Annotated in this window: 15 protein-coding genes; 9 read left to right on the top strand and 6 right to left on the bottom strand. The window is 44.5% G+C overall.

The genetic code is table 11. From position 1 onward, the window contains the following. Positions 1-416 precede the first annotated feature (416 nt). From ileS to CLV31_RS04180, 9 genes are all read left to right on the top strand, one after another. A complete protein-coding gene (gene ileS / locus CLV31_RS04220) occupies positions 417-3,791 on the top strand; it encodes an isoleucine--tRNA ligase (protein ID WP_111391681.1) in 3,375 nt (1,124 codons plus the stop codon). A 10-nt stretch (positions 3,792-3,801) separates the two neighbouring features. Beyond that, on the top strand, positions 3,802-4,422 hold the full coding sequence (locus tag CLV31_RS04215) for a lipoprotein signal peptidase (RefSeq protein ID WP_111391612.1): 621 nt from the start codon (positions 3,802-3,804) through the stop codon (positions 4,420-4,422). Positions 4,423-4,626: 204 nt separating this feature from the next. Then, positions 4,627-7,566, top strand: a complete 2,940-nt coding sequence (locus CLV31_RS04210; RefSeq protein ID WP_111391611.1) for a DEAD/DEAH box helicase — start codon at positions 4,627-4,629, stop codon at positions 7,564-7,566. 240 nt (positions 7,567-7,806) lie between these two features. Further along, positions 7,807-8,973, top strand: a complete 1,167-nt coding sequence (locus tag CLV31_RS04205) for a glycosyltransferase family 4 protein (protein ID WP_111391610.1) — start codon at positions 7,807-7,809, stop codon at positions 8,971-8,973. Continuing rightward, a complete protein-coding gene (locus CLV31_RS04200; protein ID WP_111391609.1) occupies positions 8,970-10,106 on the top strand; it encodes a DUF1972 domain-containing protein in 1,137 nt (378 codons plus the stop codon). Before CLV31_RS04205 ends, CLV31_RS04200 begins: the two co-directional genes overlap by 4 nt. Next, positions 10,066-10,668, top strand: a complete 603-nt coding sequence (locus CLV31_RS04195; protein ID WP_111391608.1) for a PIG-L deacetylase family protein — start codon at positions 10,066-10,068, stop codon at positions 10,666-10,668. Before CLV31_RS04200 ends, CLV31_RS04195 begins: the two co-directional genes overlap by 41 nt. Before the next feature lies 1 nt (position 10,669). Beyond that, positions 10,670-11,629 carry an NAD-dependent epimerase/dehydratase family protein gene (locus CLV31_RS04190; RefSeq protein ID WP_111391607.1) on the top strand — a complete coding sequence of 320 codons (960 nt, stop codon included), beginning with the start codon at positions 10,670-10,672 and terminating at the stop codon, positions 11,627-11,629. Between the two features lie 407 nt (positions 11,630-12,036). After that, a complete protein-coding gene (locus CLV31_RS04185) occupies positions 12,037-13,386 on the top strand; it encodes a PhoH family protein (RefSeq protein WP_111391606.1) in 1,350 nt (449 codons plus the stop codon). 304 nt (positions 13,387-13,690) lie between these two features. Continuing rightward, a complete protein-coding gene (locus tag CLV31_RS04180; protein ID WP_111391605.1) occupies positions 13,691-13,921 on the top strand; it encodes a hypothetical protein in 231 nt (76 codons plus the stop codon). 139 nt (positions 13,922-14,060) lie between these two features. Here the strand turns inward: CLV31_RS04180 and CLV31_RS04175 are convergent, their stop codons facing one another. From CLV31_RS04175 to CLV31_RS04150, 6 genes are all read right to left on the bottom strand, one after another. Continuing rightward, entirely contained in the window at positions 14,061-14,816 is a 756-nt protein-coding gene (locus CLV31_RS04175) for a LytR/AlgR family response regulator transcription factor (protein WP_111391604.1), read from the bottom strand. Positions 14,817-15,092: 276 nt separating this feature from the next. Next, complete coding sequence (locus CLV31_RS04170) at positions 15,093-15,827, bottom strand: LytR/AlgR family response regulator transcription factor (protein WP_111391603.1); 735 nt, start codon at positions 15,825-15,827, stop codon at positions 15,093-15,095. A gap of 14 nt (positions 15,828-15,841) precedes the next feature. Continuing rightward, the gene (locus tag CLV31_RS04165) at positions 15,842-16,894 is read right to left on the bottom strand and encodes a sensor histidine kinase (protein WP_111391602.1); all 1,053 of its coding nucleotides are present in this window, start codon (positions 16,892-16,894) and stop codon (positions 15,842-15,844) included. 83 nt (positions 16,895-16,977) lie between these two features. Continuing rightward, the gene (gene uvrA, locus CLV31_RS04160; RefSeq protein ID WP_111391601.1) at positions 16,978-19,809 is read right to left on the bottom strand and encodes an excinuclease ABC subunit UvrA; all 2,832 of its coding nucleotides are present in this window, start codon (positions 19,807-19,809) and stop codon (positions 16,978-16,980) included. A 127-nt stretch (positions 19,810-19,936) separates the two neighbouring features. Then, positions 19,937-20,731: a hypothetical protein gene (locus CLV31_RS04155; RefSeq protein ID WP_111391600.1), complete on the bottom strand. Its 795-nt coding sequence runs from the start codon at positions 20,729-20,731 to the stop codon at positions 19,937-19,939. A gap of 100 nt (positions 20,732-20,831) precedes the next feature. Beyond that, on the bottom strand, positions 20,832-21,779 hold the full coding sequence (locus tag CLV31_RS04150) for a lytic transglycosylase domain-containing protein (protein WP_111391599.1): 948 nt from the start codon (positions 21,777-21,779) through the stop codon (positions 20,832-20,834). Between the last annotated feature and the right edge of the window lie 22 nt (positions 21,780-21,801).

Below are 21,801 nucleotides of genomic sequence, written 5' to 3'. Positions count from 1 at the left end.
GTAAAAGTTTTGAATCCCATAGAATTGAGCAGGTTGATTAATGCTCAAAACTAGCCGTCGCCCCAGGCTGGGATTTGTTAAAAATTAACATTCAGACCATTCTTCATGAAAGCTTAAAGCGGGAAACAATTCTTTAAAATTGGAAAATGGAGCGAAAAGAATGAGCGTCGCCATCAGTCAAATTCCGACAGTGATCCCCACACTTTTCCCAATTCCCATCTGATTCATTTGATGGAATTTTCAACAAATCGACCTAAACGGAAGGTCTGGCAGTTTAATTTTCAAGGGGGTTCATTCTGATTTTGAAATTCATTCTCCCCCAAAAGCCCAATTCTGCTATCTTTGTGCCTTGTTTTGAGCAGGATGGGGCGACCCCATCCTCTTTTCTCGTCTACTCGCCCCTAAGAAAGGAACTTGTGAAAACGTATCAGGAATTCAAACAGGTCGATTATCCGCATATCGGAGAATCTGTCCTTCAGTATTGGAAAGAAAATCAAATCTTCGAAAAGTCCATTGCCAACCGAGAAGGGGCAGAAACCTTCACCTTTTTTGAAGGCCCGCCTTCGGCCAATGGCACTCCCGGGATTCACCATGTGATGGCCCGGACGCTGAAGGATATTTTCTGCCGATACAAGACCCTGAAAGGCTTTCAGGTAAAGCGAAAAGGCGGTTGGGATACCCATGGTCTTCCGGTTGAACTTCAGGTGGAAAAGGAACTGGGCATCACCAAAGAGGATATTGGCAAAAAAATAACCGTCGAGGAATACAACCGCAAGTGCCGGGAAACGGTCATGCGCTTCAAAAACGAATGGGATGACCTGACTGAGAAAATCGGCTATTGGGTAGACCTCGATGATCCATACATTACGTTTGATTCCAACTATATCGAATCACTTTGGCATTTGCTGAGGAAGCTTTATGACAAAGGCCTCCTTTACAAAGGCTACACCATACAACCCTATTCTCCAGCTGCAGGTACGGGATTAAGTTCACACGAACTGAATCAGCCGGGCACTTACAAGGATGTCAAAGACACTTCGATCACTGCCCAGTTTAGGCTAAAAGGAGAAGAAAACACCTACATTCTCGCTTGGACGACCACACCATGGACCTTGCCATCCAACTCGGCCTTGGCGATCGGTGAAAACCTGGATTACGTGAAAGTGAAAACTTTCAATCCTTACACCCACGAACCGGCAAATGTGATTTTGGCGAAAGCCCGAATGGCGGCTTACCTCAATCCAAAGGCAGCTGAATTGAAGCTGGAAGATTACAAAGCCGGAGACAAGTTGATCCCTTACGAGGTGATCGAAGAGTTCAAAGGAAAATCCATGCTGGGTTGGGAATATGAGCAGCTCTTCCCGATAGCGGGTATTGCTTTACCACACCCAGCCTTTACCGTGATAGCGGGTGACTATGTGACCACCGAGGACGGTACGGGTATCGTCCACTTAGCCAAAGCATTCGGTGCAGATGACTTTAGAACCTTGGTGCAGAATAATGTACCGGGTGTATTTGTGCAGGATGAACTCGGAAATGACATTCCGGTCGTGGACAAGCAAGGAAAGTTCCTCCCTGTGGTGGGTGAATACCTCGCTGCCAAAATGCAGGAGCATGGCATCACCGCGCACAAAGCTTACGGGGTAAATGACTTCTATGTCAAAAATTATACAAATGATGACGAGAGCGCAGCGGATTACAAAAATACCGATGTGATCATCTCCATCATTCTCAAAAATGAAAACAAGGCCTTCAAGGTCGAAAAATACGAGCACAGTTACCCACACTGTTGGAGGACCGACAAGCCGGTATTGTACTACCCGCTGGAAAGCTGGTTTATCAAAACCACGGCCTTCAAAGACCGCATGGTGGAACTCAACAAAACCATCAACTGGAAGCCCGAGGCAACAGGCACCGGCCGCTTTGGCAACTGGCTGGAGAATCTCGTGGATTGGAACCTCAGCCGTTCCCGATTCTGGGGTACGCCGCTTCCGATCTGGAGAACCAGCGATGGCACGGAAGAAAAATGCATCGGATCTATCGCCGAGCTGAATGCCGAGATCGAAAAATCCGTAGCAGCTGGATTTATGGCCAAGTCTCCTTACGAAGGCAAGGAACTCGATCTACACAGACCTTATGTAGATGATGTAATATTGGTTTCGGACAAAGGACAGAAAATGTTCCGGGAGCCGGACTTGATCGACGTTTGGTTTGACTCAGGAGCGATGCCGTATGCCCAGTGGCACTATCCATTCGAGAACCAAGATATTTTCGAGGCAAACTATCCTGCAGATTACATCGCCGAAGGCGTGGATCAGACCCGAGGCTGGTTCTTTACCCTGCATGCGATTGCCGTGATGCTCTTTGATAGCGTGGCTTTCAAAAATGTAATCGCCAACGGACTGGTTCTAGACAAAAACGGCAACAAAATGTCCAAGCGTTTGGGCAATGCCATTGATCCGTTCAAAACCTTGAAAGAATACGGTCCGGATGCTTTGCGCTGGTACATGCTGAGCAATGCCAATCCTTGGGACAACCTCAAATTTAACTTGGATGGCGTGACCGAAGTGCAGCGTCGCTTCTTTGGTACGCTTCAGAATACGTATAATTTCTTTGCGCTCTATGCCAATTTGGATGCCTTTGTCTATGACAAATCCAAGTCGGTATCTGTGAGCGAGCGGGCCGAACTCGATCAGTGGATTATCTCCAAGCTACAGTCTTTAATCGCAGAGGTAGAGGAAGCCATGGACAACTACGATGCGACCAAGGCCACCCGTGCAATCATGAACTTTACCGTGGATCAACTGTCCAACTGGTACGTAAGACTGGCCAGAAAGCGATTCTGGAGAGGAGAAATGAGCGCCGACAAGCAGGCCGCTTACGAGACACTCTACGAATGTCTGCTTTCCCTTTCCCAGCTGATGTCGTCTTTCGCGCCATTCTATGCAGATTGGATGTATAAAAATTTGACCGAAGCAGGTGAAAGCGGTAAAGAATCCGTGCACCTGACCGATTGGATTTCAGCGGACACTTCCTTGATCAATACCGATCTGGAAGCCAGCATGGACTTGGCTCAGAATATTTCTTCCTTGGTGCACTCGCTGCGCAAAAAGGAAAAGCTCAAAGTCCGTCAGCCACTTCAGCGTATTTTGGTGCCCGTGCTATCCAAAAAAGTCCAAGCTCAAATCGAGCATGTCGAAGAGCTGATCAAAACCGAAGTCAATATCAAGGAGGTAGAATACTTGGACGATGCATCGGGCATTTTTGTCAAAAATGTAAAACCCAATCTGCCTGTATTGGGTAAAAAATTGGGACCAAAACTCCGCCTGGTCAATGCATCCATCAGCGCTTGGAGTCAGGCAGAAATTGCCCAATTGGAACGGGAAGGAAAACTGGAGGTCAAGGTAGAAAACGAACCCATGGATATTCTCCTGGAAGAAGTGCTGATCACCACTCAGGATATTCCCGGCTGGTCTGTGGCTTCGGACCAAGGTCTCACCGTGGCACTGGATGTGCATCTGACTGATGAACTCAAGCAAGAAGGTGTCGCCCGTGATTTGGTCAATCGCATCCAAAATCTACGAAAAGACATGGGACTCGAGGTTCAGGATAAAATCACCATTCAGGTAGCTGACGGAAATGACTTAGTCAATGCCGCTATTGCCAATTTTGGAGAGTATATTCAGGCCGAAACCCAAGCCTTGAAACTTGAGGCAAGTCAAGATTTGGACAATGCCACCCTTCTGGATATGGACGATTTTGAATTGGCAGTAAAAGTGGTCAAGGCCTAAGCCCTCTAACATGAATAATTATATCAAATACTTTGGAATTGCCCTATTGGTCATTGCCATCGATCAGGTGGTGAAAATGTTGGTGCATTTTCAGATGGATTTTGGAACCCCGGGCCAGATTCCGATTTTCGGAGACTGGTTTAAGCTTCATTACACGACCAATCCTGGAATGGCCTTCGGTATGGAGTTGGGCTCAGAATACGGAAAAATGATTCTCACTTCTTTCCGCTTGGTGGCTATGGTAGGGATTGGGTATTACCTCCATTACATCATCGAAAAAAACAACCATCCGGTGTATATTTTATGTATTGCCATGATTCTGGGTGGAGCCATTGGCAACTTGGTTGATTCGGTGTTTTATGGAGTTTGGCTGGATAATGCGCCCTACAATGCTCCCACGCCATGGTTTCATGGACAGGTGGTGGATATGTTTTACTTTGATATTTGGGAAGGCTATATTCCGGAGTGGGTACCTCTTTGGGGAGGAAGCTACACCGCACTTTGGCCCATTTTCAATGTTGCCGATGCCTCCATATTTATAGGAGTGGCGATTATCCTGGTTTTTCAGAATAGATTTTTCCCCGAAAAGCCCCTTCCTCAAACCAAGGAAAACACGGAGGTAAATTCCTAAATCGACAAAAAAATCAACTCATAAGGCCTTTTCGAAAAACGGAAAGGCCTGTTTTTTTTAAAGAAATCAAAATATCCCCTTTGTTTTTGCCATTGCATGATCTTTTTAAGTAATTTTCCTTTTGTATACCTAAAAAGAACCAACCCACACGGTATAGTCAATAAATATATATTTCTCTGACTATATATAGCGTAGTAAAATAGTATGATTGTAAATCCAGAACTGCCTTTTCAAATTGTTTATTCTATTTTCAGTCATGAATATTTAGGATTACTTTTTGAGTCCTACGTAGTCCCTGTTGATGATAAAGGGAGACTAACTTTTGCCTATCAAAACATAAGTTTTGCCAATGCCAAGGAATTTGATTCTGGCCTTGACAAGACGGATTATGAATTGATCCGGTTGATGGATGCGATGCAACAGGATGTGGTGGTAAAGCCCTATATGAAAAAAGGGAACCTGAAACCAAAGGAATTTCTCCGCAAAATCTTCGATCCCAAAACAGAGGACAAAACCATACAGGAACTTCTATTCAAAAACCTGGAGATCAAGCGGGCTAAGATTTTGCCGCTTTTGATCGGAAAAAGACTTTTTGAAACTGCCTCCGATGGCAATCCTACGGGCAAAGAAATCAAAGTACACGCGGAACGGGCTACTGTCATTTTTCATTTTGACAAAGGAGAATACAATACCCAATATTATCCTACGGTAAAATTTCGTGGACAAAAGCTCAACTGGCAGCATAAAGGAGGCTATCTGGTCTGCAAAGACCCGGCTTGGCTGATTGTGGACGAGCAACTTTTCCACTTTGAAAAGGGAATTGACGGCAAAAAACTTCAGCCTTTTCTCAACAAAAACTCCATCATGATCGAGCGTAGGTTTGAGCCGGAGTATTACCGAAAATTTGTCACCTCCCTCATTACCCAATTCGAAGTGGTGGGAAAGGGCTTTGAGATCCATACCGAACAGGGGACTCCCGAAGCCTTGCTTGCCATCAGTGAGCTCGCCGGAGGTACTGCGACCGGTAATCTTTTTGGGGAGGAAATAGAGGATACTTCCGAAGACATCATCGTATTGGAACCCAGGTTTAAGTATGGGGAATACGATTTTGGTGTCTTGGCCAATGATGGGGAGAGCAATGGCAATTCCTGCAGGTTTGAAGAAAAAGACGGACTATATACTTTCTATAAAACCGTCCGTACCGCCAAGGTTGAGGACAGGTACCTGACCCTGATGAAAAAGAAGGGGCTGACCTTTATCCATGGAAAAATGGCCATGCCCAAAACCCAAGCATTCGAATGGCTTGGAAATCATGAAGATTACCTAGAAGAACATAAGATCAAAATTGTCCAGAGAAATGGACTAAACGGTAAAACTTACCATATCGGAAAAGCACAAATCACGATTGAAGTCAATGAAAGCATCGATTGGTTTGATGTCAAAGCCCTGATCAAATTCGGAATTTACCTGGTCCCTTTTGCGAAGCTCCGAAAGATGATCATCCAAGGAAAACATGAATTTGAACTTCCCAATGGTGAAATTGCAGTAATTCCGGCTTCCTGGTTTGTCAACTATTCCGAACTCTTCAATTTCATTGAAGAACGTTCCGCAGAGGAATTGGTCTTGAGAAAACACCACCTGGCATTCGCCCGGGAACTGCAGAATGGAGAGCTGATCCGGCTCAATCTCAGTTTAAAACTCGAGCGCCTTCGGAATTTTGATGCCATCGAGGACTATGAGATTCCATCTTCGTTCCAAGGTTCTTTGAGACCCTATCAACATGCCGGGTACAATTGGCTCCGCTTCCTCAACGAATACCAGTTTGGTGGCTGCCTCGCCGATGACATGGGTCTTGGAAAAACCGTCCAAACGCTGGCACTTTTGGCTCACGAAAAAGAAGAAAATCCGGGATTTGCCTCCCTTCTGGTTATGCCAACTTCCCTAATCTACAACTGGGAACTGGAAGCGCGCAAATTTACCCCCGACCTCAAAATCCTAGTCTACTCCGGTACGCAGCGAATCAAAGATCCATGGAAGTTTCGTGGGTACGATGTCGTGTTGACATCTTATGGCATTGTACGACTGGATGTGGATGTGTTGAAAGACTTCTATTTCAACTATGTGATCTTGGACGAGTCTCAAGCCATCAAAAACCCCACCTCCAACATTGCCATGGCGGTAAATAAGCTGAAAAGCAAAAGACGTCTGATCCTTACCGGTACCCCGGTAGAAAATGGCACGATGGATCTCTGGTCTCAAATGAACTTTGTGAATCCAGGCCTGCTGGGAAACCAGAATATTTTCAAAAAGCAGTTTCTTCAGCCCATCGAAAAACAAAACGACAAGACCAAAGCTTCCCGCCTCCATGCGATGATCAAGCCTTTTATTCTGAGAAGGTTAAAATCTCAGGTAGCCAAGGACCTTCCAGAGAAGCTCACCAACGTGAAGTATTCGGATATGACCACCGAACAGGAAAAGGTATACGAGGAAGTAAAAACCTATTACCGAGAAAAAATCATCGGGGAATTTGATGGAATGGGAAGAGGCAGTCAGCAGTTTATGCTTCTCCGAGGTCTTACCCAACTTAGACAAATTGCCAATCACCCCAAATTGGTGCGAGAAGACTACAAAGACGAGTCTGGTAAGCAAGAAGACATCAGGTACATGCTGCAGGAGACCATTTCAGAAGACCACAAAGTACTTGTTTTTAGCCAGTTTGTCCGTCATTTGTCCATTGTCAGGGAGTTTTTGGACAAAGAAAAAATCCCTTATGCCTATCTCGACGGCTCTACCAAAGACCGTCAGGCACAGGTCGAGAAGTTCCAAAATGACCCCGAGGTCAAAGTCTTTCTGATTTCCCTGAAAGCCGGTGGAGTAGGCCTAAACCTCACCAAAGCAGAATATGTGTTTTTGCTGGATCCCTGGTGGAACCCTGCCGTAGAAGCCCAGGCCATCGACCGAGCCCACCGAATCGGACAAGAAAATAAAGTCATCATCTATAAATTCATTACCCGAGGCTCTGTCGAAGAAAAAATCATGGCTCTTCAGGACAGGAAGCTTGCTCTGGCGGGAGAACTGATCTCCAACGAAGAGAGCTTCATGAAGTCATTGGATAACGAGGATATCCGAGGGTTGTTGGATTAAGGGCAGAAGTTTCAAATTAAGAGCAATAAGAAAATAAATTGGAAATAGGAAAGAAGAATGTCCAACCACCTGAGGACGGGTGGTTTTTAGGATATAACCCTTTCAAATTTCCTTTTAATTGTCTTCCAAAGATGAATAGGTCTTTTGTCTTATTTTTTGGGTAACTTGATTTAATTCCTGGAATCAAAGTTTCCAACGCTTCTTCTTAAAAGGCCTTTTTTTAACCCTTAGAAACCAAAGATGTCTCGGCTGCGTCGTCCCATTTTATTTTTAAGCCAAGGAGCGGATTTTTACGGGTCAAACTTGATCCTTCTCGAAACTGCCAAACACTTAAAAAATCATGGCTACCCGATTCATGTCATTTTTTCTTTACAAGGCCCTATTATCGAAGAGTTCCAAAAAGAAAATATCAGTACGGAGATCATGAATCTTGCAATTCTTCGGAGGCAATACGTGACATTTTTTGGACTGATCAATCGAACTTATTATTTCATTACGGCTCTTTTCAAACTGATCCTCTTGATTAAAAGGCGAAAAATAGGAATAGTGTATTCAAATGGTTTGGGGGTGCTTGTTGGTATTTTCGCAGCTTTCTTTTCAGGTGTCATCCATGTCTGGCATATTCACGAAATCATCAGAAAGCCGGATTATTTTTACTCCGTTTACCACAGACTGCTCAACTGGCAGTTTGGCTATAACATTGTCGTCTCAGAAGCGGTAAAATCGTTTTGGGCAAAGGAGGGATCAACCAATTTCTACAGAATTTACAATGGAATTCCACTGCCAAGAACTTCTCCTTCTCTCTTTAAAATACGCGAAGAGCTAGGGCTACCCCCATCTGCTTTGGTCATCGGCATGATCGGGCGAGTTAGTTATTTAAAAGGACAGGATTATTTCCTTAAAATCGCCTATGAACTTTTAAAACACGACCAAGACTTAAAGTTTATAATGGTAGGAGACGTGTATCCGGGTAATGAAGACCTTTATGATGAGCTTAATCTTTTGAAAGATAACCTAGGAATTAAAGATTCTATTATTGATTTAGGCTATCGTCGGGATATCTCGGATATTTTGGAGGCATTAGACCTGTTTATTCTCCCATCGACTTTGCCTGACTCCTTCCCAACAGTCATTCTGGAAGCTATGCAGCAAGGAAAAGCCATCATCTCTACCCGGCAGGGTGGAGCTTTAGAAATGCTGGAAGAGCATGTATCCGGCCTCTTTATTCCGATCCATGAATCAAAAGCAGCTGCTGACATCATTCTCCCTTTACTTCAAAATGAGAACACAAGAAAAGCGATGGGGATTGAAGCAAAGAAAAAAGTGCTAGAAGATTTTTCCTCCGAAAAATTCAAAGAAAAACTGCTAGCTACAATTGAAGAAATCCTAAAAATTACGATACGGTGAAAATAGCAATTCTAGGTACGCGCGGAATCCCAAATGCCTACGGGGGCATAGAGGAATTTGCAGAACATCTGTCTCTCGAACTTGTCAAACAGGGATTTAATATCACGGTATACCAAAGTAGCGATCACCCCTTTAAGGGAAATAACTTCCAAGGTGTCCGGCTATCCAGGCATCTCAATCCTGAAAAATACCTAGGTCCTGCCGGACAATTCATCTATGATCTCTTATGTATTTTAGACTCACGAAAGCAAAACTTTGATATCATTCTGCAGGTGGGCTATACTAGCAGCTCCATTTGGAGTTGGCTTTTGCCAAAGCGCAAGTCCATAATTATCACCAATATGGACGGTTTGGAATGGAAAAGATCAAAATGGAATTCCGCGGTAAAAGCATTTCTCAAGCAAGCAGAGAAATGGGCGGTTCACTCCAGTCATTTTCTAGTGTCAGACTCACTGGCAATCCGGAATTTTATCCTGGACACTTATGAAAAAGACTCCGTATTTATTCCTTATGGCACCTATTCCATTGAGCAGGAACCAAGTCCCGAGACTATTGCCGAATTTGGTTTAACGCCCTTTGAATACAATCTAATGGTCGCCCGTCTCGAACCCGAAAACAACATCGAGATGATCATCAAAGCCACGATCGCCGCAGGAGATTTGAAAAATAAATTCGTAATAACCGGAAGTACGACTACCAAGTTTGGCAAATACCTCTTGCAAACCTACGGCAACCATCCGCTGATTCAGTTTACGGATGGCATTTTCAATCGCGAGAAATTGTCTGCTTTGCGCTTTTTCAGTAACTTTTACTTCCATGGCCACTGTGTGGGAGGAACCAATCCTTCACTATTGGAAGCTATGGGAGGGTACTGTTTGATTTACGCGCATGATAATGATTTTAATAGACTGATATTGGGCAAGAATGGAGGCTACTTTTCTACGGAGGCTGATATCGTTAAACTCATTAAGACAGCACCTAGGAAACAAATGGATCATCCATTTTTAGCTACTAATTTGAAAAAAGCGAAGTCATTTTATTCTTGGAAAAATGTGGCTCAGGCCTACGAACAAATATTTAAAGAACTTTTAGATGGAGAAAGTCCGAAACCTAATCATTTCACCCCACATTGACGACGAAGTCTTGGGCGCTTTTACTTTTTTGAATGAAACCACATTTGTGGTCTATTTGGGTGTGGAAAACAGATCCTATATCAGTGCAGAAGAAAGAAAAATAGAACTCGCCCGTGTAGCCGAAAAAGTGGGTTTCCAATATGCAGTGCTGGATTTTGAAGTCAATCATTATCAATGTGCAGATTTGATCTCACCGATCGAATCCTACATTAATGACCTAAAACCGGAGTTTCTGCTGATCCCTTCAAAGTCTTATAATCAGGATCATCGGGCAGCATATGAAGCAGCCCACTGTGCAGCAAGGCCTCATGACCAGAATTTTTTTGTAAAGAATGTTCTCGTTTATGAACAACCCCAAACATTACTTTGGCCAGTCGATTCGTTTAGTCCGGTATATTTCAAGGAGCTAGACTTGGAAAAAAAACTCGAAGCTTACGAATTATATGCATCCCAAGTGAGAGGTCACAGATCTCCTCAAGTTCTTAGAAGTATGGCCCAAATCCGGGGAAAGCAGTCTAATTACCTTTACGCAGAGGGGTTTCAAATTTTAAGATTTTGCTAGAATGAGAAAAGTATTAATCACAGGTGGGCTTGGATTTATCGGCAGACATCTGATCCGGCATTTTCTGACGGTACCCAATAAATATCAGCTTACGGTCATAGACGATCTTTCTGGAAGTGAATTGATCGCCTCTGCTGCAACAGAAATCGGTAAAAATGTGGAAGTAATAATTGAAAACTTTCTGCAATTCGAGCCCGAGGGAAGGAAATTTGACGACGTCTATCATTTGGCGAGTCCAGTAGGTGCGATTGGGATTCTTGCTAAATCTGGGAAAATCGCAAAGCAAATTGTTGACCTCGCTGAGAAGGCCACAGAAGTCGCTTTGAAATGCCAAGCTCGATTGATGTACACTTCCTCCTCAGAAATATATTATGCCTCGCCCAACCAACACGAAGAAACTGAAATCACACTCAACGTGCATCACGGAGCTAGAATAGAATATGCCATCGGAAAGTATGCCGGGGAAGTCTTGGTTCGCAACATGGGTATTTCCAAAAACTTGGATTTCAACATTTGCCGGCCATTCAACCTGATCGGTGAGGAGCAATCCTCAAAACTGGGTTTTGTGGTGCCGCGGTTTTTTGAGGCTTGCCTATCCAATAGCACATTGGAGGTTTTTGGTGATGGAACCCAAGAACGGAGCTTTTGCGATGTAAAAGACTTCGTGCTCGCCTTGGTAGCTTTTCAAGAAAGCAGTTTGTCAGGCGAAACGCTAAACATTGGAAATCTCCACAATCGGACTACCATCCTCGCCCTTGCGGAAAAGATCAAACTTCTCACTCAAAGTCAATCATCGATTAAGTTTGTCGATCCGATGAAAAAATACGGTAACCTTTATATGGAAGGTGGAGAAAAGCTGGCAAACACGGTAAAAGCGCATCAATTAATCGGTCACAGTCCCCCAGCAAATCTTACAGAGACACTAGACCGAATTCACTCCTACTATTTGGGATTGAGATAGAGAGCAATTTTCCCAATCTTCATCGTAATAGTTTTTTAATCCAAAAAACCACCTGCTGAATTGCCCATGAGCAAAATGCTCAAACAGAGTAATGATTCAGCCAGACCATCTTTCGAATCGAGTTTGGGATAGTTCTCGCAAACAAATTCCTAACTCATAAAGAAGCACTGACCACCCGATTTGCTATCCTTTTGCCGATTTCCAAGATTTAGAAAAAAACTATACCGAATGAATTGTCAGCAGAGATTTCATTTGGAGATTTGATAATACTCAGTTTTTATCAAATTGATTTTCAATCCACTATCTATTCCTGAAACTTCTTAATCATTTTTTATTACAAGTTCTTAGCCATTGATGAGGATATTTTTCTAATTTAAATTCACTACACCACTACAATTTTCCTGCGCATGCCTAGAGCCAAGTCCGATAAAGATCGGAAAATCTTCGTGCTGGACACCTCCGTGATCCTTTATGCACACAACTCCATCATGAATTTTGCTGAGCACGATGTAGTGATTCCCATCACAGTGCTTGAGGAGCTTGACCAGTTCAAGAAAGGCAACGACACCAAAAACTTCGAGGCCCGGGAGTTTATCCGTCTGCTCGATAAGTTGTCACAGGATCAGCGGATCGATCAGTGGACCCCGCTCAATGGGAAGACCAAGGGCTTTTTCAAAGTGATGATGCATCATCCTGAAAATGAAAACAATGCCATCAAAATCTTTGGAGAGGAAAAAAATGACAACAAAATCCTCAATGTCGCGGTCCATCTCATGGAAACCGAGAAGTCTCGTAAGGTCATCTTGGTCTCCAAAGACATCAACCTCCGCCTCAAAGCCAAGTCGCTCAATGTACACGCGGAAGATTATGAGACGGGTAAAATCAAGAATATTACCGAACTCGAGAATACAGGAAAATACATACTCGATGACGTAGATCCCGGAGCAATCAATAAACTCTACGAACAGGGATTCATTGAGGCCAAGGCTATTTTGGGAACCCGAAAAAGAAAAGCAAACGCCTACTACATTCTCAAAAGCGAGAAAAATTCTGTATTGGCCTATTTCAATGCGGATCAAAATGTGCTGGAACGGGTAGACAAGCGGCTGGCCTACAATGTAAAACCCCGAAATGCTGAGCAGACTTTTGCCCTTCATGCCATTATGAATCCGGATATTAAGCTGGTTTCTATCCAAGGCGTGGCCGGAACGGGTAAAACGCTTTTGGCTTTGGCCGGTGCCTTGGAGCAGCGAAGAGATTATAAGCAGATTTTCTTGGCTAGACCGATTGTTCCACTTTCCAATAAAGACATCGGCTACCTGCCGGGCGACATTAAGTCCAAGCTCAATCCTTACATGGAGCCACTTTGGGACAACCTGAAGTTTATCCAAAACCAATACAAGGAGACGGACAAGGAGTATCAGAAAATCACCGAACTGGTCAACCAGGAAAAGTTGGTCATCCAACCCCTGGCTTATATCCGAGGTCGCTCACTTTCCAATATCTTCTTTATCGTGGATGAGGCGCAAAACCTGACTCCGCATGAGATCAAGACGATCATTTCCCGAGCTGGAGAAAACACCAAAATCATCTTTACCGGTGACGTTTTCCAGATCGATACTCCCTATCTGGATTCGCAGTCTAACGGCTTATCCTACCTGATCGACCGGGTCAAAGACCACCCGCTCTATGCCCACATCAAGCTGGAGAAAGGGGAACGGTCAGAGTTGGCCAATCTGGCGAATGAGTTGTTGTGATTTATCACAGAAAATGAACCTAAATGAACCCCGAATATGGACTTGCACCCAAAAGTTGGACACTTATTGGGGGTAAGTCCAAATAGGCAGCTTTTCTTTTTTTTGGAAGAATGTTGTTAAATCCCCTTAAAGGATACAACCAAATATTGTTCGGTGAATTTGTCCGCCCATGGCTGATAGCTGTACGGTATCGTACAGCCATTTTTCTAAAAAAGGCTCCCTGGCTTATTTGGAGCACTTTTTAAAGTTTGGTCGCCTTTTGGCATAATGTGGTATACGAAAACAAACCAACTTCTTTACTGCCATGACTACTGCACTATTTTCCCAAAAAAATGTCTGCGCGGCGCTGGGATTCGCTATGGCAATCACCATCGTCCTCAAAGCAAAAGCTGAATCCAGCATCGAAAAGCATACTGCCCGATTTGAAACTACTAAACCAACTCCACAGATCGGATTTGAATCTCACACAGATCCTGAAATTCATCAGGTACACCTCTACAAAAGCGAAAAGTCCCAGGACCCCGGGACTTGCTGAAAGATAAACTCGTAAGGGTTAATTTGGTTGATTGTTTGGTTACGCTAAAGAGGCGGGTTTTGCCCGCCTCTTTTTTATTTCATCTTACGCAGTAGGGCTTATCTCAATAGTATTTCGCCTTGGGCTTATTTCCCATTGGTTAACTTTCAGTAATGGTATTTAGCTTGGCCAAGAAGCTGTTGTAATATTGTCTCCCCACCTGTACCACCGCACCTTGCTTCAGCGTGATTTCCTTGGTATTGAAGCTTTCGATCTGACCCAGATGGACAATGTAGGATTTTTGAACCCGGAGAAACAACTGAGAAGGCAAGATCTCTTCGATTTCCTTCATGGATTTACGGATACTGAAGTCCCGATTTTTGGTGAAAATGGTAACCATATTTCCGTTAGCCTCCACATAGAAAATATCGTCGTACTGAACCCGTTCGAAAGCATTGTCTGCCTTGATAAATACGGCATCATTGACCAGAAAAGGACTTTCATTGGGAGCCTTGGCTACCACTACTTCGGCGGAGGGTTTTGTCCGCTTGTTGTACAAAACAATTTCTACAATGGCATGGATGTCATTGGTGTTGAAGGGCTTTACAATAAAGCCTGCAGGCGCGATTCTCTTCGCTCTCTCAATAATCGTAGGATCACTGTAGGAAGTCACAAAAACCAGCGGAGCGTCAACCATTTGCTTGATGATCTCGCCCAATTCGATTCCGTCTTTGTCTCCCTTCAATTTGATATCCATGAAGATCAAATCCGGACGGTATTTTTTGATGACTTTAATACACTGATTGGCAGAATTTGCGATATCAATATTCACATATCCGAGGAGCTCGAGGATTTCCTGGATGTTTTCTGCAATACTTATATCATCTTCGACGATAAGGATCCGTTCCTCTTTCATAATCTAAGCGATTGATTTGGTTTTAATTAGGGGTGAAAAAACAAAGTTGACTCAACATTTTTGCCTACTCACCTCCTAATTTCTTGATTTTATTCGGAAAACCAAATGCTTTTTTTTGACTATGAAATAGTGCCTGGCTAAAAAGTGTGAATATCGGATCGACCCTGCTGGTGAGATTTGTACAATTCCTCTGATCTTTCCCGAGCGGGGCCTTCACTCCGGAAGGAATATCAGGAGTGAAGGCATGAAAAATATTCTAATTCTGCCGTGATTTGATCACAGGCTCATCATCTCCTTAAATCGGGCAGCCTGTCTTCTGCTGACTTCGATCCTATCTCCACCTCTCAGGGTCACGACCAAACCTCCGTTGAACCACGGCTCGATCGCCTCCACCCAACCCAAATTGATGATATGCTTGCGGCTGGCGCGGAAAAAAGACTTTTCATCCAATCGCTCATCCAAGGCATTCAGTGATTTATGGATCATAGGTTTGAAATTGTCAAAATAGACTTTAATATAATTTCCGTCAGACTCAAACAACCTCACATTGGATAATCTGACGAACCAGCAACGGTCTCCATCCTTCACAAATACCTGATCTTCCAACGTCAGTTTTTTCTGATTGATAAATCCCCCGCCTTCTTCCCGTCTGGAGATCCCTTCGATTTTTCCCTGCAATTTTTGGATGGCTTCTTCCAATCTTTTCGGCTCTACCGGTTTTAGCAGGTAGTCCAAAGCATTTACCTGAAAGGCCTTCAGGGCGTATTCATCATAGGCGGTAGTAAAAATGACATGAGGCACCTGATCCAACTCCTCCAAAAGATCGAATCCTGTCTTTTCGGGCATCTGAATATCCAGGAAAATCACATCCGGCTGAAGTTGCTCGATTTTCTCCTTGGCATCTTCTACATTGACGGCTTCCCCGACTACTTCTACGGTTTCCAATTGATTCAGCAAGGTGATCAGTTCCTTACGGGCAAGTCTTTCATCATCGATTACGATTGCTCTCATTTTTATTGAGTTTGTTAGTCTAAAGTAACTCTTTGTTTCGGAATTTTGATTTCTGTGATTACAAATTGGCTACCCGAATTGAATATCCTGAAGGTAGCATGTTCTCCATACAGAAGTTTGAGTCGTTGCTTGGTGTTTTCCAGCCCATGACCTCCTTCTTCCCTTTTTCCTTTGGTATGCTTCGGATTGAGATAGCCACTGTTCTTTACCTGAATGTACAATTCTTCATTTAGTCCTTCCCTACATTTGATTTCAATGAGTCCTCCTTTTACCAAATTGGAGATCCCGTGCTTAATCGCATTTTCCACGATAGTCTGTAGCATCATGGGAGGAATCTTATACGAATAGGCCTCATCTTCGATCTGATAGATCACTTCGAGGCGTTCTTCAAAGCGGATAGATTCCAAGGCCAGGTAATCTTTGACCGTGGACAATTCATCAGCAAAATCTATCACTTGTTTCTTATCCATCATCAAAGAAAACCGAAGCATATTGGAGATCCTGGTGATTGCTGTTTTTGCCTTATTCGGATCTTCATCTACCAAAGCTCTCACTGAATTGAGTGCATTGAATATGAAGTGAGGATTCAGTTGGCTTTTCAGGTGATTGAGCCTAATCTCATTGATTTTTGCTTCATATTTCAAACTGTTGTTGTAATTGTCCAAAAAGTGAAACAAAAAGTAAAGCAAAAACCAAAACGCATAGTAAAGAAAGCTCACAAAAAGATTGACTGCGATCACCAAAGCACGAAAGTCCTGTCCCGGATTGAGCGTACCGAAGGCAATATTGATCAGAATCTGAGCAAAAACGTTGACAACCGAAAGCGCCAATAATGCAACAATGGTCTGAATCAACAACCTGAAAATCCCCAACTTAAACCATTCATAGGATTTTACTACATGGCGAAAAGCATGGGTGGATAATAAGTAGTAGGCAGCGAGGGCTACAAAAGCCCAAGCCTGAATCATAGAAATTCCCTCGGATAAGGAGGCAAAAAAGACGTTTACAAAGGCAAAGCTTCCCCAGCCCAAAATCTGTAAAACCCAATACAGCCTTACCCTGTTCATATCCGGGCCAAAGTTAGACAAGGAATCAGTCTTCTGATCTGTATTTTGATAAAAGGGCGAGGCACTTGATTTAGGCGCCAAATTCAGCGATTTAGTTCTGATTTTAGGAATCTTCCCGTATGGCTTTTGGGATGTGAGGCTACTTTCTCGGGCGTTCCCTGCACCAGAATAGTCCCGCCTTTATTTCCTCCTTCAGGCCCTAAGTCCACCACATAGTCAGCTACCTTGATCACATCCAGATTGTGCTCGATGATCAGGACGGTATTTCCTTTTTCTACCAATTTTTGTAACACTCCCATCAATAAATCGATGTCCTGAAAATGCAGTCCGGTGGTCGGTTCATCCAGAATATAGAAGGTTTTTCCGGTGTCTTTTTTAGACAGTTCAGTGGCTAATTTGACGCGCTGCGCTTCCCCTCCGGAGAGGGTCGTAGCATGTTGGCCAAGAGTAATGTAGCCCAAGCCCACATCACTAAGGGTTTGGATTTTTCGCAGGATTTTGGGCTGAAATTCAAAAAATTCCACGGCTTGCTCCACGGTCATATCCAGTACATCCGAGATGGATTTCCCTTTGAACCGCACTTCAAGCGTTTCCCGATTGTATCGCTTGCCCTTACAGGTTTCGCAGGGAATATGGACATCGGGCAGGAAGTCCATTTCTACCAGTTTCATTCCCGCTCCCTCGCAATCTTCACATCGGCCACCTTTGACATTGAAGGAAAATCGCCCAGGCTTATAGCCACGGATTTTGGCTTCTGGCAATTCTGTAAAGAGGGTTCGAATATCTGAAAACACCCCCGTATACGTAGCCGGATTGGATCTTGGGGTACGGCCGATTGGGCTTTGGTCCACCTCGATCACTTTGTCCAGATGCTCCAAGCCTTCGATACTTTTGAAGGGCATGGGTTCCTTTTTGGAATTGTAAAATTCCCGGTTCAAAATCGGAAACAGCGTCTCATGGATCAGGGTACTCTTTCCACTTCCCGAAACGCCCGTGATCAGAATTAAAGTACCAAGCGGAAGCTCCAGATCCACATTTTTGAGATTGTTTCCAGATGCACCCTTCAACACTAGCTTTTTCCCCTTTCCTTCTCTTCGATGCTCAGGTATGGGCAAGCCAAGTTTTCCACTCAGGTATTTGGCCGTGACCGAGTCGTTTTTTAGAATCTGATCCGGAGACCCCGCCGCCACCACATGACCTCCATGACGGCCGGCACCTGGTCCCATGTCCAAAACAAAGTCAGACTCCAGCATCATGTCTTTGTCATGCTCTACTACCAAAACCGAATTGCCAAGATCTCGGAGGCTTTGAAGCGCTTTGATCAGCTTTACATTGTCGCGCTGATGCAGGCCAATGCTCGGTTCATCCAAAATATAGAGCACCCCGACCAATTGGGTACCGATTTGAGTAGCCAGGCGGATTCGCTGAGCTTCACCACCGGAAAGTGTTCGAAGCGGTCGGTTGAGCGAGAGGTAATCCAGTCCGATATCCATCAGGAACCCGATTCGCTTTCGGATCTCTTTCAGAACTTCGGCGCCGATCAGCTGCTGCTTTTCGGTCATTCGCTCTTCCAATCCTTCAAACCAGTCCGCTAAACCGCGGATATCGAGCATGGCGAGTTCACCGATGTGTTTTTCGTCAATTTTGAAGTGGAGCGCTTCTTTTTTCAATCGATAGCCCTGGCAATCCGGACAAGTCTGAGTAATGGTAAACTCAGACACCCAGTCCTGGATCTTATCCGAACTGCCCTCTTGGTATTTCTGGAGAAAGTTGACAATCCCTTCAAACGTTGTATTCCACTGCGTCCCGGGATATTTCACCGAGTCCACAGCTACTTCGATTTTGTCTCCATAAAGGAGAATTTCGATCACCTTCTCGGGAAGATCCTTGATCGGGGTACTCATCGAGCACTTGTAATGCTTGAGAATGGCTTCGATTTTTTTGAAAATCCAGATATCCCGATATTCTCCCAACGGGGCGATTCCACCTCGGGTGATGCTCAGCGAAGGATCGGGAATGATGCTTTCACGGGTGATTTCCTCGATGATACCAAGTCCATTGCATGTGGGACAAGCTCCGTAAGGAGAGTTAAACGAAAAGGAATTGGGTGCCGGTTCGTCGTAAGAAAGGCCAGTCTCCGGATCCATCAGGTACTTGGAAAAATGGTGAATTTCCCCGTTTTCCTCGCGGATCATAATCACACCTTTGCCATGCTGAAGGCCAGATTTAAGCGATTGGGTGATGCGGAATCGGTCAGATTCATCAGCCACAATCCGATCGATTACGATCTCGATATCGTGAATTTTGTACCGGTCCACCTGCATTTTGGGCACGATATCCATGACTACTCCATCCACTCGAACCTTAGAAAAGCCCATTTTTCGGATTTGCTCGAATAGCTCCCGGTAGTGCCCCTTTCGGCCTTTGACCACAGGTGCTAGGATGTATAGTTTTTTGCCCAAAAACTTCGAAAACAACTGCTCGATGATCTGATCCTCGGTCTGCCGGATCATCATTTTCCCTGTCAAATACGAATACGCTTCTCCAGCCCGAGCATACAGTAATCGCATGAAATCATAAATCTCAGTGACTGTGCCGACAGTGGATCGGGGATTTTTGGACGTGGTTTTTTGCTCGATGGCGATGACCGGAGAAAGTCCGTTGATCTTGTCCACATCCGGTCTTTCCATCCCTCCCAAAAAAGAACGGGCATACGCAGAAAAACTCTCCATGTAGCGTCGTTGTCCTTCGGCGTAAATGGTATCAAAAGCCAGGGAGCTTTTACCGCTGCCCGAAAGTCCCGTCACCACAACGAGCTTGTTGCGGGGGATTTTGAGGTCTAGGTTTTTAAGATTGTGCTCTCGGGCGCCAAAAATCTCGATATATTCTTCCTGGGATGCAGGGGATTGACTCATGGGCGAAGGGAAATTTGCAAGGGGCAAAGGTAAAGTTATTTACAGGAAAGCGGAATCTTTCCCTGAGGATAAGTAACCCCAATTTACCTCTGGAAGTTTTCTCTTCGCTTGTTTTCTCAGTGCCCCTTTAGTTAGGTTCCCCCAATTGAATGCTAGGTGGACTACTCGGTGGATTGATGTCAAAAGGCTCTGAAGAAGACTGCGGCGTAGGGGCGTTGCTGAATAAAGCCAACTCCCCATCTCTCAGCATTCCGGCATTCCTTATCCGTACCCTAACAGCCGGAAGAGAGGACGAACTCCCATCAGTCCGGGAGGACACACCCAGTACATCAAATCCTACTATACCCAAATTTGCACCTTGAAGATTTCCCGTGAGTGGGGAATAATTGATGGAAATATCAGAATCATAGACCACGGCAAAGATGGTTTGGCCAACTAGCATGGCCAGACCTGTGGCCCTGAGCGGGGTGACATTTGGGATTTTGTCCAATAGGACTTCCCGATCATCATCCGGAATCCGTGCTCCCAAGCCCGGACCTGGTGTTAGGTAATTTCTCAGGCCGTTACCGGAAGGTCCGGCACTTCTCCAACTGGAAGGAATTGTCTTCAAGGCAAACCAACCTTCATCACCCACCTGACCGGTGTACAGTGTGATTTCTCTTCCGACATTTTGCTCAAAAAACCGGAGCGGTTGCCGCTGGCCCAACTCTGCCAATTGATCATTGACATCCGTGGAAGAGAAGTTATTGGGCTCGTTGCCATTGTCTATGCTTTCCTCATCGATAAGAAGAAACACCGCAGTGGTATTGGAAAAATTTCCTGATTCATTCGGATCCGATGACTCTGTGCAAGAACCAAAAATCAAGATCGAAATTACAACTGCGATTTTTGGAAGAAAAGATAACTTGATTGTAGGCTTCATGATTAGTCGGTTAATGTTTCAAAATCAATGGGAAAAGAAAGAATCCCATATTATATACTAAGTCAAAGTCGGGTAAAAAGTTGTAACCGGTCCACTCAATTTATTTTGGCAAGCTAATTTCATACACCTTCCCCCGCTTCACATTAAGATTTCGGTCACGAAGCCAAGGATTGTAAAGTTTGAGATGTTTGTAAGTGCTTCCTTGGCTTTTAGCCCAAGCTGCCAGGTCTTTGATGTCGCTATCTACTTGGATCTGTCTGAATTCCGGATTTTTGTAATAATCTTTCTCCTTCAGGTGAAACCCAAATTCTCCCGGATTTTCGAAGATGAGCTTAAAAGCCAAAATCCTAAAAAGGTATCGACTCGTCTCCTCATTGAGGTAGAGATCATAATAGTTGCGGTTGAGCTGCTCTTCTTGTCTACGGGAAAAGCCGCTTTGCCCCATGTTGTAGCTCGCCGCCACCGCAGTCCAATCCCCAAATTTGGCATGAGCCTTTTTGAGGTAACGGACGGCCGCTCGGGTCGACTTTTCGAAATGGTAGCGTTCATCCACATCTTGGCTCACCTCGAGGCCATACTCCTTGGCAGTGCTTTCCATAAACTGCCAAAATCCCCGAGCCCCAGCCGGAGAGACAACATTCATCAAACCACTTTCGGCCAAAGCCAAATATTTAAAATCCGTAGGCACGCCTGCTTCGGTGAAAATCCGGTCGATTTCTTCAAAGTATTTCCCCGATCGTTTCATCAGGAGAATCATATTGGACTCCCAATAGGCATTGACGTAGATTTCCCGCTCCAGTCGCTCCAAGACGTCCTGTTCTTCCAGTGGTACTTTCTCCCCTGCAAAAGTCACCTCCTTGGGCAAGTCAAACAATCGAATGGAATCCCTCGCCATGGACAAAGGTGGAGTGGGATAAGCCTCTAGGATTGGAAACTCAGGCTGATTGGTTACCTGATCCTGGTTTTGAGACTTCCAAAAAGCCATTCCTCCCAAAACCAGAGCAATGCCCAACAGGACATAGGTCAAAATCAAATGAATCGCACGCATGATTTAAAATACGGATTTGAAA

It is taken from the genome of Algoriphagus aquaeductus, from assembly GCF_003253485.1.
GTDB lineage: Bacteria > Bacteroidota > Bacteroidia > Cytophagales > Cyclobacteriaceae > Algoriphagus > Algoriphagus aquaeductus.
Note: the sequence above shows the minus strand (reverse complement) of the source record. Positions and strands in the feature narration are given on the sequence as shown.

Coding starts and splice junctions, on each gene's coding strand:
- CLV31_RS04215 (WP_111391612.1), top strand. CDS start 3,802: ATGAATAATTATATCAAATACTTTGGAATTGCCCTATTGGTCATTGCC.
- CLV31_RS04210 (WP_111391611.1), top strand. CDS start 4,627: ATGATTGTAAATCCAGAACTGCCTTTTCAAATTGTTTATTCTATTTTC.
- CLV31_RS04205 (WP_111391610.1), top strand. CDS start 7,807: ATGTCTCGGCTGCGTCGTCCCATTTTATTTTTAAGCCAAGGAGCGGAT.
- CLV31_RS04195 (WP_111391608.1), top strand. CDS start 10,066: ATGGAGAAAGTCCGAAACCTAATCATTTCACCCCACATTGACGACGAA.
- CLV31_RS04190 (WP_111391607.1), top strand. CDS start 10,670: ATGAGAAAAGTATTAATCACAGGTGGGCTTGGATTTATCGGCAGACAT.
- CLV31_RS04185 (WP_111391606.1), top strand. CDS start 12,037: ATGCCTAGAGCCAAGTCCGATAAAGATCGGAAAATCTTCGTGCTGGAC.
- CLV31_RS04180 (WP_111391605.1), top strand. CDS start 13,691: ATGACTACTGCACTATTTTCCCAAAAAAATGTCTGCGCGGCGCTGGGA.
- CLV31_RS04175 (WP_111391604.1), bottom strand. CDS start 14,816: ATGAAAGAGGAACGGATCCTTATCGTCGAAGATGATATAAGTATTGCA.
- CLV31_RS04170 (WP_111391603.1), bottom strand. CDS start 15,827: ATGAGAGCAATCGTAATCGATGATGAAAGACTTGCCCGTAAGGAACTG.
- CLV31_RS04165 (WP_111391602.1), bottom strand. CDS start 16,894: ATGAACAGGGTAAGGCTGTATTGGGTTTTACAGATTTTGGGCTGGGGA.
- uvrA (WP_111391601.1), bottom strand. CDS start 19,809: ATGAGTCAATCCCCTGCATCCCAGGAAGAATATATCGAGATTTTTGGC.
- CLV31_RS04155 (WP_111391600.1), bottom strand. CDS start 20,731: ATGAAGCCTACAATCAAGTTATCTTTTCTTCCAAAAATCGCAGTTGTA.
- CLV31_RS04150 (WP_111391599.1), bottom strand. CDS start 21,779: ATGCGTGCGATTCATTTGATTTTGACCTATGTCCTGTTGGGCATTGCT.